8 protein-coding genes are annotated in these 13,184 nt (G+C 54.6%); 4 read left to right on the top strand and 4 right to left on the bottom strand.

Annotated features, from left to right (window positions below):
- The first annotated feature begins 98 nt into the window (after positions 1 to 98).
- The 4 genes from J4864_RS03300 to J4864_RS03285 all read left to right on the top strand — a co-directional run bounded on the left by J4864_RS03300 (position 99) and on the right by J4864_RS03285 (position 7,050).
- The gene (locus J4864_RS03300) at positions 99 to 770 is read left to right on the top strand and encodes a hypothetical protein (protein ID WP_211813499.1); all 672 of its coding nucleotides are present in this window, start codon (positions 99 to 101) and stop codon (positions 768 to 770) included.
- 942 nt (positions 771 to 1,712) lie between these two features.
- Positions 1,713 to 3,314 (top strand): beta-N-acetylhexosaminidase, encoded by a 1,602-nt coding sequence (locus tag J4864_RS03295; protein ID WP_211813498.1) that lies wholly within the window; start codon positions 1,713 to 1,715, stop codon positions 3,312 to 3,314.
- Between the two features lie 391 nt (positions 3,315 to 3,705).
- Entirely contained in the window at positions 3,706 to 6,243 is a 2,538-nt protein-coding gene (locus J4864_RS03290) for a glycoside hydrolase family 95 protein (protein WP_211814583.1), read from the top strand.
- 141 nt (positions 6,244 to 6,384) lie between these two features.
- Positions 6,385 to 7,050, top strand: coding sequence for a hypothetical protein (locus tag J4864_RS03285; protein WP_211814582.1), 666 nt, complete (start codon positions 6,385 to 6,387; stop codon positions 7,048 to 7,050).
- Between the two features lie 474 nt (positions 7,051 to 7,524).
- Here the strand turns inward: J4864_RS03285 and J4864_RS03280 are convergent, their stop codons facing one another.
- The 4 genes from J4864_RS03280 to lysA are packed head-to-tail and all read right to left on the bottom strand — an operon-like array spanning position 7,525 to position 13,092.
- Positions 7,525 to 9,537, bottom strand: coding sequence for a fructose-1,6-bisphosphatase (locus J4864_RS03280; RefSeq protein WP_211814581.1), 2,013 nt, complete (start codon positions 9,535 to 9,537; stop codon positions 7,525 to 7,527).
- A 3-nt stretch (positions 9,538 to 9,540) separates the two neighbouring features.
- The gene (locus J4864_RS03275; protein ID WP_211814580.1) at positions 9,541 to 10,698 is read right to left on the bottom strand and encodes a glycosyltransferase; all 1,158 of its coding nucleotides are present in this window, start codon (positions 10,696 to 10,698) and stop codon (positions 9,541 to 9,543) included.
- Complete coding sequence (locus tag J4864_RS03270; RefSeq protein ID WP_211814579.1) at positions 10,699 to 11,913, bottom strand: glycosyltransferase family protein; 1,215 nt, start codon at positions 11,911 to 11,913, stop codon at positions 10,699 to 10,701.
- Between the two features lie 21 nt (positions 11,914 to 11,934).
- On the bottom strand, positions 11,935 to 13,092 hold the full coding sequence (gene lysA / locus J4864_RS03265) for a diaminopimelate decarboxylase (RefSeq protein WP_211814578.1): 1,158 nt from the start codon (positions 13,090 to 13,092) through the stop codon (positions 11,935 to 11,937).
- Positions 13,093 to 13,184 lie beyond the last annotated feature (92 nt).

Genomic DNA, 13,184 nt, shown 5'->3' with positions numbered 1-13,184 from the left:
CAGGAAATATCTGACAACAAACCGGAATTGACGGTTGATTGTTTGTCTGTTAACACGGAAAAACGTAATTTTGTGACGTGACAAACTTTGGCAATATTATGATCAGGTCTCAATGCGGAAAAATAAAGTCATTCGTCCAATGCAAGGAACTGGTAATTGCTGCGACTTTGCACTTTGGCTCGATGATGCTCTGTGGATTGATCTACATCCTGCTGCCTGAAGACACCCACTTGCGCTGGGGGCTGACTTACTGGCTGATCTGGGTGGCTCTCTTGTCGCCCTTTGCGCTGATGATGGCTGCACGGAAACGCAGGTGGAAGCTGGCCGTACGCCTTTACGGAGGATTGACGGGGACGTTTCTGTGGATGTCCGCCTTTTTTCTTCACGTCATAGGAAGCGACATCTTTTTCCCTCCCACCTGCTTTTGCAAGGACGGAGATTACCTTGCACGGCAATACAGATATGACTTCTTCGACAACGACATGACAGCTGTTTACAAAATCAGCGGGCTGACGGAAAAGGAAGTAGCTTTCTACAATTATAGAGCTCCCGACTCCATCAAAGTTTACGAATCCCTGAATGCCATCGTATTCTACTGTCCTTCCGAAGTAGTGGATGATCCTTTTCCCAACGACACTATCGGTCGTTTATGCGTCATCGAACAGCTCTATGACCGCCCCATGGAGTCTGGGCGGAAGAAAGAACTGGAACGGCTTTCCCGGCGGCTCGGCATCCCACTTGGCCGTATGCTTGTGGAAAAAATGCACTGAGTCCGATCATAAAAGTACAATCATGATCTATATGGCTCTTAAACCAAAAGGTGTCAGCCTCGCCTCTGCCTTCCTTGTCCTGATATTGCTTATTTGCAGATGCCCTCACAACCGTACGGTTCCCTGTCAGCGGAATCATTCCTGCTGCAAGCTCGAATCCTGCTGAAGCTGTGCCAGTAGTTTTTTGTCCCAAATGCAATTAAGCTATCTTCTGTATTTTCCTTTATGAAAAATGAGCTGATGAGTACAGAGGCAGACCGTTTAACCGGTTGCTTGTAAAAGGATAGCGACATGGGAAAGCAGAGGCGTAATGTCAAAAGAGCAAAACGGAAGAGACGGTCTGTCTGCTGTTTTTTGTCAAGATAATTCATGCGTGTGAATCAATAGACGCTTGTTTGCATTCCAATCAGGCCTCACTTGGGACGTTGTCGGTGCTTGGCAAGGGGCTAAGGGGTGCTTGTTTGAGATGCAACCGGGCATCTGTTGAAATCCTGCTTTTCAATTGCTTGACTTCCTGTCAGTTGTAGCGTGACGATTGGCTGACGGTTTTGATGTTTCCAACGAAATCAGCTGCTGTGTGATGTCAATATATTTTATCTTTTTATATCCGACCTCAGATGTTCCCCTTTTGTTTTTTTCCTTTCAGCTGAACAGTATGCTCCGGCACGTTTGTGGAAAGTTTCCGACTTTTCTTTCTGCCGGCAGGTGATGACCGGAGCCGGTGTGTTTCTGACGCTCCTCCCTCCATGCACTTTTTCTTTGTGATCTCCTTGGAATTATTAATCTTTTTTGTATCTTTGTGCAGCATTCCGGCGGGTTCTGAAGAAGACACGAAGCGTTGACCGCTTCTATACGGTCTGCTCATGTTCCCTCTTTGGCATCAGCCTGCATGCCGGCTTACTTCATAAAGACCTAAATACCCATCATCCAGTAAAAGACAGCATGAAGAAAATCTTGTTTTCCGTGGCTATGATGATAGCGTGCCTTTCGCTCCATGCCACAGAGGCCAATTATCAGGTAGTTCCTTTGCCGCAGAGCATTACGGCAGGGAAAGGAGGGACATTTGTCCTGGACGAAAATTCCGTCGTCAACGTTGTGGGAACGGACGAGGCGATGTATCGCAACGCTTCGTTCCTGAAGCAGTATATCCGGGAGGCTACGGGAATCGCAGTGGGGGACACCGACAAGAAGGGGACTGCCATCACACTGAAGCTCAACACCGGGATAGAGAACGAGGAGGGATACGTCATCACCGTGAAGCCCAAGGGCATCACCGTGGAGGGCAGAACTCCTCGCGGAGTGTTCTATGGAATCCAGACGCTGCGCAAGTCGCTTCCGGTGGAGCAGACGGAGACCGTCGGTTTTCCTGCCGTCCGAATTGCCGACTATCCCCGTTTCAGCTATCGGGGGACGATGCTCGACTGTGCCCGCCACTATTTCAAGCTGAGTTTCATCAAGGAGTTCATTGATATGCTGGCACTCCACAACATCAACATTTTCCACTGGCACCTTACCGAGGATCAGGGATGGCGTGTGCAGATCGACCGCTATCCCCGGCTCACCGAGGTGGGGTCGAAGCGGGCACAGACCGTTATCGGGCGCATGACGGGGCTCTATGACGACACGCCTTACGATGGTTATTACACCAAGGAGGATATGCGTGAAGTCGTGAAGTATGCTGCCGACCGTTACATCACCGTGATTCCCGAAATCGATATGCCGGGACACATGCTCGGTGCTCTGGCCGCCTATCCCGAACTGGGCTGTACCGGAGGCCCTTACAAGGTAGCGGAGGAGTGGGGCGTATTTCCCGATATTCTCTGTGCAGGCAATCCCAAGACCTATGAGTTCGTGTACAATGTCCTGGACGAACTGCTGGAGATCTTCCCGTCGAAGTACATCCATCTCGGCGGAGATGAGGCTCCGCGCGACCGCTGGAAGTCGTGCCCACGCTGTCAGGCGGAGATTCAGCGTCTGGGACTGAAAGGGACGGATGGGTTCTCTGCGGAGGGCCGGCTGCAGGTCTGTTTCATGAACCGGGTGGCAAAGCATCTGGCAGAGAAAGGACGTAGGATCATCGGATGGGACGAGATCCTCGAAGGAGATGTAGACAAAGGGACGACCGTCATGAGCTGGCGGGGTGTGTCCGGAGGACAGGAGGCTGCCCGCCGTGGACTGGATGCCATCATGTCGCCGACGGCCTACTATTATCTTGATTATTACCAGACGAAGAACGATGCCCTGACCCTCATCGGAGGTCTGCTGCCGGTGGAGACGACCTACGGTTATAATCCGGTGCCCGAAGATGCGTCTCCCGAGCTGAAACAGCATATAAAAGGGGTACAGGCTAATCTCTGGACAGAATATATCGTAGGGCGTGATCTGGCCTTCTACCAGCTTCTGCCGCGGGTCGCCGCCGTGTCGGAGACAGGATGGACGGAGAACGGCAGGAAGGACTTTGCCTCCTTCAGGGAGCGGGAGGCACGCCTCAACCGGCTTTACAGACATTTCGGCTGGAAAGCCTGTCAGGATCTGTTCAAGTGAGCGGCATGAGGCCTCTGTCCCCTGCTCTCAGGGCATGGCCTCTGTGAACTGTACTGTAAGGCGAGGTCTGTGGGAAGACCGTCGATGGACTTCTGCCGATCTGTCCGGGTGGATGCTGCTTTCTTCTTATGTGTCCATAGCAGGCTGTGCATGCATACGAAGAAAGCAGGGGAGACCGCAGGTAACGGGATGGGACGGCGGGCATTATGGGGTTGGCAAGGTCAGTTCCGGATCGTTTCTTATGGTATAAAATACTTCAATATCACATCATATCTTTCAAAAATACCGTACCTTTGCCGGTCAGGAACTGGTATTCATATTCAACTGAAAGCCCGAAAGTGGTCTGAGGTCAGGGATTGAGGTCTCGGCGCAAGGCACGACATGTATAAGAATGAACAATATAAAAGCAAAGACCTTGTTTGCCGCCCTTTCTCTGGCGGTCTGTGGTTCGCTATCCGCTGAAGGAAAGTCGGTCGGAAGGTGCGGCCGTGCGGCTCCCGTAAGGGGCGTATGCTCTTGGATGGGCGGAGCCCGTGGCGGCGTGCCTGATGATGATTCGGTGTCCGTGACAGGCATTGCTGCATTCAGGCCTGCCAACAGATACACGCTTTGGTACACCAGGCCTGCGACGGACTGGATGACTTCCTGTCTGCCCGTCGGCAACGGCCAGTTCGGGGCGACCGTGATGGGGCAGATTGTCGTTGACGACGTGCAGTTCAATGACAAGACGCTATGGAGCGGCAAGCTCGGCGGTCTGACCAGCACGGCCGCTTATGGCAGTTATCTGAACTTCGGCAATCTCCTTATCCGCAGCCGCGGCATGAAAGGAGTGACGGACTATGTGCGTTACCTTGACATCAACGACGCCGTGGCAGGCGTACGGTTCAGTATGGACGGAGTAGGGTACAGCCGTACTTACTTTGCGAGCAATCCGGACAGCTGTGTCGTGGTCAGATATACTGCCACACGGGGCGGGATGATCAACACGACGCTTGCCCTGAAAGATCAGAATGGGTCGCATGTAAGCTATACGGTAGACGGTCCCGGCCGGGCTACGATTACCTTTGACGGACAGGTCAGGCGGCAGAACGATGAGGGGGAGGCCACTCCGGAAAGCTACTGCTGTGCAGCACGCATCGTAGCGGACGGCGGTACGGTCACAAAGAATGCGGAGGGTCTTGTCGAGGTGAGTGACGCCAACAGCATGACGGTCTATCTCCGTGGTCTGACCGACTTCGATGCGGCAGCTCCCGAATATGTTTCCGGTACGGAACAGCTTGCCGGCCGTGCGATGGCCGCTGTCGACGGTGCCCGGCGTAAGGGGTATGATGCCCTGCTGGCTGCTCACAAAGCCGATTACAAGTCGCTCTTCGACCGTTGTCTGCTTACCCTCTGCAGCACCGGGAGTGACGTTCCGACCCCGCAGCTTATCAGCGGCTACCGTACCGATCCGCAAGGCAACCTCTTCCTGGAAGAGCTTTATTTCAGTTACGGGCGTTATCTGCTGATCAGTTCCAGCCGCGGCGTCTCTCTCCCTGCCAACCTGCAGGGAATCTGGAACAACAGCAACGCCCCTGCCTGGCACGCTGACATCCATGCCAACATCAATGTGCAGATGAATTACTGGCCGGCAGAGCCGACCAACCTTTCGGAGCTGCACCGTCCGTTCCTCGATTACATTTACCGTGAGGCGTGTGTGAAGCCTGCCTGGCGACGCTTTGCCAGGGACATGGGAAAGGTGGATGCCGGCTGGACGTTGCCGACCGAGAACAACATCTATGGCTCTGGCACCACCTTCGCCAACACCTATACGGTCGCCAACGCCTGGTATTGCCAGCATCTGTGGCAGCACTATGCTTACACGCTGGACAGGGAATACCTGCGCAGGCAGGCTTTCCCGGTGATGAAGTCGGCCGTTGACTATTGGCTGCGGAAGCTGGTGAAGGCCGCCGACGGCACATACGAGTGTCCTGAAGAGTGGTCGCCGGAGCATGGCCCGACGGAGAACGCCACCGCGCACAGCCAGCAGCTGGTCTGGGATCTGTTCAACAACACCCGCAAGGCCATCGAGGTGCTTGGTGACGAGGTGGTCTCAAGGACGTTCCGTGATTCCCTTGCGGCCTATTTCACCCTGCTCGACGATGGCTGTCATACGGAAGTCAACCCTGCTGACGGACAGACCTATCTGCGGGAGTGGAAGTACACGTCACAGTTCAACAACCCCGGCAAGATCGGGGTGGACGAGTACAGGGCACACCGCCATATCTCCCACTTGATGGGGCTCTATCCTTGCAGCCAGATCAGCGGAGATGAGGACAAGGCCGTGTTCCAGGCCGCACGCACATCGCTGATTGCCCGCGGCGACGGTCATGGCACCGGGTGGTCGCTCGGTCATAAGATCAATCTCAATGCCCGTGCGCACGAGGGGCAGCACTGTCACAACCTCATCAGGCGGGCCTTGCAGCAGACGTGGACGACGGATGTGAATGAGGGGGCAGGCGGCATCTATGAGAACCTGTGGGATGCCCATGCACCCTATCAGATTGACGGCAACTTCGGCTATACGGCAGGTGTCGCAGAGATGCTCTTGCAGAGTTATAGTGGAAAGCTCGTTCTTCTGCCGGCTTTACCGGCAGCTTTCTGGGACAAAGGATCGGTCAAGGGACTGAAGGCTGTCGGCAACTTCACGGTCGACATAGCATGGGAAAAGGCACGGGCTGCGAAGGTGCGGATCGTCTCCGGTGCCGGTTCCACCTGTGTGGTGAAGTATGCGGGTCTGGCAAAAGACTTCATCGTGACGGCAGGTGACGGGCGGCCCGTTGCTTTTCGATGTGCAGGCGGAGACGAAATCAGTTTCCCGACGGTCAGAGACGGTGTGTATGTCCTTGTTCCTAAGCACAATGCCGGCAGGGCATGCAAGTGCAGATAGTGGCTGGGGCATCCCTCCTGCCTCCTCGGATTGCTTTCTGACCGTAGCCGTGGCGGGACGGTGCCGCTTCCGCATCTGTGCGGTCTACATTCTCAGACAGGTATTACCGTTTAACCGGATGTTCAACTAAAATAAGATAAAATGGAAATTGAGAACGGGAGACTCAGAGCGAAAAAGAAACTCATCCGTGTTACTTTTCCTGATGGGAAGGTGATCTGCTGCAACAATGCTTCTGCAACGATGATTGCTGTATTGAGGACGATCGGGTCGGACAAATTCCCTTTGATAAAGCTGGATTTATGCCATCTTCCGATACTTGCCAGGGAGATTTATCCCAAATACAAGGCGTGGATGAAATCCGTCTGTGACGGCTGGTATCTGAATACCCAGTCGTCGACCGACAATAAGTATATGCAGCTGCGGGTCATCAGCGATCAGTTGTCATTGAATCTGTCTATTGAGACAGGTACGGATTTTGAAGTCCAGGTTGATGCCGACAAAGAAAAGAGGAGCCGGACGAAAGACCGGATCCGGGTCAGGTTGCCCGATGGGATATACGTTGCAAACGGAAGTGCACTGGATGTCTATCTTGGGACGATCCGCCGGCTCGGCGTTGACAATGTGATGCGTTTACATCTGACGTGGAGCGGCCATGAACTGATAACAACCTCCCGGAAGGTTCATTCTCAGCTGCAGATCGTCGAGAACCGCTGGATAATGGTTCCTAACACGACCAAGGACAAGGCGAAGCTGCTGCGGGTGATAGGCCTCATGCTGCGGATCAGACTGGAGGTGACGATTGTCTGACCTGCTTAAAGACATCAGATATAAAGAACAGCGCAAGAGCAAGAAAAGTATGGCTGACCGTATCTCCTCGCAGGACGGTCTCTTCCATACTTTTCTTGCTCTTGCGCTGTTCTTTTAACGTTTTCTATCGCTGTCGGCAAGACCTGCATTGCATAGATTCCTGCACGCAGTTTTCTTTCAACCGGTGGTTTCTCGTTTTCTCTTGGGAAGCGGATCCTTCTTACAATAAGTTACGTTGTGTTCGGACAGTACGTATCTGTTTGTCCTACGGGCTGTCCCCATCCGGGCAACAGATTGTAAACGTACAAGGCTTCATCACGACTGGTGTCGGACATCAGCACGGTATGTGTCGGGCATCAGTACATCGGCAGGAGACGGTGAAGCCGGTTCGTCCCGGTCATCGTCCTATATGCGTTGAGGAGCGGATGCCCGGCTTATACAGAGTCCCGTTTACCAGACTGCAGCGGTTGTCCTTTATGCCTTGGGCGGGGTTTTCCGTTCGTGCTCGGTGAGGAAACCGCAGCGATAAGCGTAAAGCAGTTCCTTGAGAGCTTCAATCTGAAGTCGCAGCTCTTTCCCCTTGTCGGTATCTTCGACCCGGAGCCGATGCTGATTCATCTCGACAATCTGGGTCGTCGAAACGATGTCCGTACCCCGTTTGATGGCATCTTCAGCGGATGTGAACGGCTCGTGCTGGACAAGCTGGAAACCGCGGGAATGGTAGACGAGGGTATAGCCGGCGATGCCCGTCTCCTTGTGATAGGCCTGTGAGAATCCTCCGTCGATGACCATCAGCTTCCCGTTGGCTTTGATAGGGCTTTCTCCCTTGACGACATGGACGGGCACATGGCCGTTGATGATGTGGCGGTTGGGCTGTTGTACACCGAACTCGTCCATGATCATGTCGACGGTCTGTTCATTGTCGCGCATGGTGAAGTAGTAACCCTTTGCCTCCTTGTGCGTCTCTTTCTCGGTCAGGAAATACCGTTCGAAAGTAGCCATCTTGGCTTTATCGAAGAGCGGGCTGTCCGGTCCGCACCATAGATAGAGGAAGAAGTCGACGGCATCCTGGTGTTCCTCCTCCGTCTGCAGGTCGCTGTTCGTCTGGAAGGCGGAGCGTATCTTCATGCCGGTCTGATAAAGCAGTTCCTTGCCTTTCAGTTTCTCACCCGGTGCGATTTCCACCTCTTTCAGCTTTCCGTCTTTTGTAAGCGGGATGGATGCGTGATAGAGCAGGTTGTGATTGACGATGTTGTACATACAGCCGTGACGGAGCAGCGCCCGGATGTGGCTGCGCAGTTTCTCGCTGGAAGTGAAGGAGTGGTGCAGGCGGTCGATGAGAAGCTGCTCCTCCTCAGTGAGCTGGTCGGGCTGGTCAGGGTTGATGGTCGGGAAATTGCAGGAACGCATCTTGTATTCTTTTCCGTCCACGACAATCGTGCCTTTCTTGTAATCGATGGCATGGAGCAGGCGGCGGTCATCCATCTTCCAGAGCGGGTGGCGGGCGATCATCTGCGACTCGATCTTGAACTGGAGAATACTGATGGCCTTGTGCATCTGTGCGGTCAAGGTCAGGCTGCGCTCGTCAAGCGGATTGTCCTTCGACACTTTCGGCATGAATTCCTCGCAGGGGTCGTTGCCGTACACGTCCATGGCGAGTGTCGCCAGCTGGATAAGGTTGATTCCGTACCCGTCTTCTATGGTCGCCATGTTGGCATAACGCAGGGCGATGCGGATGACGTTGCAGATGCAGGCGTCATTGCCGGCGCAGGCTCCCATCCACAGGATGTCATGGTTCCCCCAGGTAATGTCCCATGTGTGATAGTTCTGCAGGGTGTCCATCACGATGTGGGCACCCGGCCCGCGGTCGTAGACATCGCCGAGGATGTGCAGCTGGTCGATGGCAAGCCGCTGGATGACCTCGCAGACGGCGATGATGAAGTCGTCGGCGCGTCCGGTCGATATGATCGTCTTGATGATGGCGCTCACGTAGTCGGTCTTGTCCTTGTCGTCCGAGTGTTCGTGCAGCAGTTCCTGGATGATGTAGGAGAAATCTGGCGGCAGGGATTTGCGTACCTTTGACCGGGTGTATTTGCTGGAAACATCTCGGCAGACCTCTATCAGCCGGTAGATCGTAATATGGTACCAGTCATTGATGTCCTTCTCCTCATGCTTTACGAGTTCCAGTTTCTGTTCCGGATAGTAGATCAGCGTACACAGCTCGCGTTTCTCCGTACTGCGGAGCGTGTCTCCGAAGAGTTCGTTTACCTTTCGTTTGATATTGCCTGAAGCGTTCTTCAGTACATGCTGGAAAGCCTGGTATTCGCCGTGTATGTCGGCGAGGAAGTGCTCCGTGCCCTTGGGGAGGTGGGCAATGGCTTCAAGGTTGATGATTTCTGTGGTGGCATCAGCAATGTTCGGGAATGACTGTTCCAGCAGCTGTAAGTAGCGTTCGTCTTTCTTCAGGTCGTAATGCTTGTGTGTCATATACTAATGTCTTTGGTTGTAATTTCTTTTTATGATCTTCCTTGTCTGTCTGTCGTTGAGTGGAGCGAAGGGCATGAACCCCTCTTTCAGCTGGATCTTTTCGGAGAGGACCTGTATGATGCGGCGTGCATAGCGGTAGATGCGCATGTGACGGAGCACTTCCCCCAGACGGTCTTCGTCATAGTCATTGTATTTGATGGCGGTATAGAGGTCTGCCAGCTGCCGCAGCGAGAGGTTGCCTTCCTGTTCTATCCGCTGTGTGTTTGCCAGCATGACGGCGATTTCTCTGACCAGCGTCTCCTCCCGGTTGAGATTGTCATTGAGCCGCTGCCGTCGCAGGAACTGGTTGCCGGACAGTTCTTTCGTGTCTACGGAGCGGGTCTCCTTGGGCGCCAGCAGGGCATACCGCCGGATAGCCGTCGTGTCTATGTCCGGTGCTTGGATCTGCAGACGGCTGATGCCGTCGTCTATGATGTCTCTTATCCCTTCGTCGTCGGCGTAGAGCAGGATGCGTTTCCATTGCTCAGGATGCAGGCTCCGCAGGTTCAGCAGCTGGTCGCTGGGCAGGAGATTGTGTGCCGGTTCCTGTGCCAGTCCGGCGTGCAGCAGGCTGGGTATGGCTTCCCGCTCCATGGCGGTCATGGCAAGCTGATAGCGGGTGTCGCATACCTTTCGGTAGAAAGCAAGTGTCTGCTGCGCCATCCGGTCGTCGCTCTGCCGGCTGTCCAGCACGCTGTCTGCCACTACGTCGATGCGTTTTGTCCATCCCAGTCCGAGTATGTCCTGCTTCTCACGTTCGTTGGTGACGAGGAGTGCATCAGCACATCGCACTGTCTTCGCCTGATAGAGCAGTGCCTTCGTACGTTTTGTGAGCCTCTGTTCCGTTGTACGGATCCGTGTGTCGAGCCCCCAGTGCGGTGAGAGTACGACGGGAAGCCCCTTCCCGGCAGCCTGTCTGGCGCATCTTGCGGCCTTGTAGTCCCAGCAGGCATGGATGTGTATGATGTCTGCCGGGCTGTCGGCAAGTACACTGGTGAACCTGTCGGACTGTGTGACCGTCCTGACATCTGCATATTCCCGCTGTGCCGCAGCCAGCCGCAGGAGGTGATCCGACAGCAGGTTGCCGGCTTCTATACCGTCTATGTAATGGAGGATATGCATTTATAGTTTATGAGAAATGAAGTCGTACTTGTCAGCACGGCGGTATTGAATCCTGTAACCCAGGTAGTGCCATGCTATTGCTATCTCGTAGGGGAGTACTTTCCAGGCCGGGATTCCCACGTCGAAACGCTCCAGAACTTTCCTGCCGATGAGCAGGCGGAGGACAAGTGTCAGTATGAGTGCCAGTCCTGCGGCAGCGGCGACCGTCCACCGGCCGAGCAGCATGGCGGCAATGAGCGCCGTGCTCTGTAACAGGTAGTTGCCATGCAATGCCGCCTGGTCCAGAAAGGGAAGGAGACGATGGCGTGCCGTATGCGCCAGATGCCGCCGGTTCTCCATATAGAAGAGGTGGCTTCCCGTCCAGCTTTTTTCCGTTGGTGTCTCCTCGATGAGCGTCCCCTCCGGAGCATTCTCCATTACGAGCTTGCCGGCACGGGCGTATTTGTTCACCATGAAGTCGAACTCTCCTCGGAGATACTTGAGGTTCCCGCGGAATCCCTCTTCGTGCAGGAAGATGCTTCTGCGGAACAGCAGTGCGTTGAAAGGACAGGCGTAAGCCCTGTCGTGCTGGTATTCGCGCATGGCGTAGCGTGCCCTGTAATAACGTTCGAAGCGGCGGTAGCCGGGAGTCTCATCCTCATAGCGGGTGTATCCCACCACAAGCTCTCTTCCGTCGGAACAGTTGCCGGCAATCGTCCGCAGCCAGTCATCGCCTTGTGGGCGGCAGCCTATATCAGCCATCATCACCCACTCGTATTTCGCCGCTTTGACTCCCAGCGTGACAGCGAGTTTCTTCCTGCTCATGTAGCGGGACGAATCGGGGATGAAGGTGGTGTAGAGGCGGCTGTTGCCGGCAAAGCGTTTCAGCACATCACTTGTCTCATGGTCGTTCTGCGGAGCGACGACAATTACCTGGAAATCTGCCGGGTAGTGCTGACCCAGATAGCATGGGAGGTTTTTCGAGAGTTCCTCCGCATTGTCATGCGGCGTGAAGATGATGGAGACGGCCGGAAGCATAGGGATAGCCGAACTTCCGACAGCTTTCCCTCCTTCGTCTGTTCTCTCCGTTGTGTCTTCTCCATCAGCCTCGGGCGTTGCTGTCCGGTGTTCTGATATCCTCACTCTGCGGAAGAAAGGATTGCACAGGGCTGTCAGCAGTGCCACGGCCAACAGCACAGCCGAGAAGAGGAGGGTTGTATGATCAAAGGTGAACATTTGCTTGTTGCATTGTTTTTGTTAAAGCTCGTCAGACAGGCAGCCGACAGGCAGCCGGCGGCAGTTGTATTGCGAAGCCATGATTTCTCCGTATGCCCCGGCCGACCGAAGCGCAATCAGGTCACCCCGGTGGACGGTATTCAGCGGGATGTCCTTGGCGAAGACGTCACTTGACTCGCAGATGGGACCCACAACGTCATAGATCTGTTCCGGCCCATCGCCCGACAGATTCTCTATCTCATGTCTGGCATGGTAGAGGGCGGGACGGATGAGGTCGGTCATGCCGGCGTCCACGATGGCGAACTGCTTTGCCGTTCCCTGTTTTACGTAGAGCGTGCGTGTGATGAGGCTTCCCATCTGTCCGACGACGGCACGTCCCAGCTCAAAGTGCAGCTTCTGCCCTTCCCTTAGTTTCAGGTAATGGGCAAAGACATAGAAGTAGGCCTTGAAGTCGGGGATGGGATGGCTGTCCGGACGTTCATAGTCGATACCCAGTCCGCCTCCGACGTTGATGTGCCTGACCTCTATCCCCTGCTCCTCCAGACCGTCTTGTATTTCGTTGATCCGGCTGCACAGATGGCGGTAGTCCGTCATGTCGAGAATCTGTGAACCGATGTGGAAGTGCAGTCCGATAAAGCGGATGTTCGCCATCCTTTCCGCCTCCCGGATGGCCGGCACCATGTCCTGCATGGCAATCCCGAACTTGTTCTCTGCCAGTCCGGTCGTGATCATCTTATGCGTATGCGCTCCTACATCCGGGTTGATGCGGAAGCATACGTTTGCCACTTTCCCTTTCCTCGCAGCCAGACTGTTGATGACTTCCAGTTCTGCGACGCTCTCCACATTGAAGCAGAAGATGTCGTGGTCGAGTGCGAGATTGATTTCCCAGTCTGCCTTCCCCACGCCGGCATAGACGATGCTGCCCGCTGGGAAGCCACTGTCCAGACAGCGTTGTATCTCGCCTCCGCTCACACAGTCGGCCCCCATTCCTGCCCGGCTGATCATCTTCAGCACCTTTGCGTTGGCATTGGCCTTGACGGCATAGTGGACGATAAAGTCTGCGTGTGTCCTCACTTCTTCATGGATCGCCTGCAGAGTTTCCCGAAGGAGGTTGCAGTCGTAATAGTAGAAAGGGGTCTCGATATGCTTGAACTTGTCTGTCGGAAATCTGTTGGTCATCTGTCTGATTTGTATCGTATAGTGGCGTTATCCTATATGCGGCTATCCGTAAGGACATGTGGAACATAGGGCTGTAAAGTCATCTGGTGGCG

Source organism: Prevotella multiformis, from assembly GCF_018127985.1.
Lineage (GTDB): Bacteria > Bacteroidota > Bacteroidia > Bacteroidales > Bacteroidaceae > Prevotella > Prevotella multiformis.
Note: the sequence above shows the minus strand (reverse complement) of the source record. Positions and strands in the feature narration are given on the sequence as shown.

Excerpts from the sequence above, each read along its gene's own strand:
- J4864_RS03275 (WP_211814580.1), bottom strand. The coding sequence starts at position 10,698 with ATGCATATCCTCCATTACATAGACGGTATAGAAGCCGGCAACCTGCTG.
- J4864_RS03285 (WP_211814582.1), top strand. The coding sequence starts at position 6,385 with ATGGAAATTGAGAACGGGAGACTCAGAGCGAAAAAGAAACTCATCCGT.
- J4864_RS03295 (WP_211813498.1), top strand. The coding sequence starts at position 1,713 with ATGAAGAAAATCTTGTTTTCCGTGGCTATGATGATAGCGTGCCTTTCG.
- J4864_RS03280 (WP_211814581.1), bottom strand. The coding sequence starts at position 9,537 with ATGACACACAAGCATTACGACCTGAAGAAAGACGAACGCTACTTACAG.
- J4864_RS03300 (WP_211813499.1), top strand. The coding sequence starts at position 99 with ATGATCAGGTCTCAATGCGGAAAAATAAAGTCATTCGTCCAATGCAAG.
- lysA (WP_211814578.1), bottom strand. The coding sequence starts at position 13,092 with ATGACCAACAGATTTCCGACAGACAAGTTCAAGCATATCGAGACCCCT.
- J4864_RS03290 (WP_211814583.1), top strand. The coding sequence starts at position 3,706 with ATGAACAATATAAAAGCAAAGACCTTGTTTGCCGCCCTTTCTCTGGCG.
- J4864_RS03270 (WP_211814579.1), bottom strand. The coding sequence starts at position 11,913 with ATGTTCACCTTTGATCATACAACCCTCCTCTTCTCGGCTGTGCTGTTG.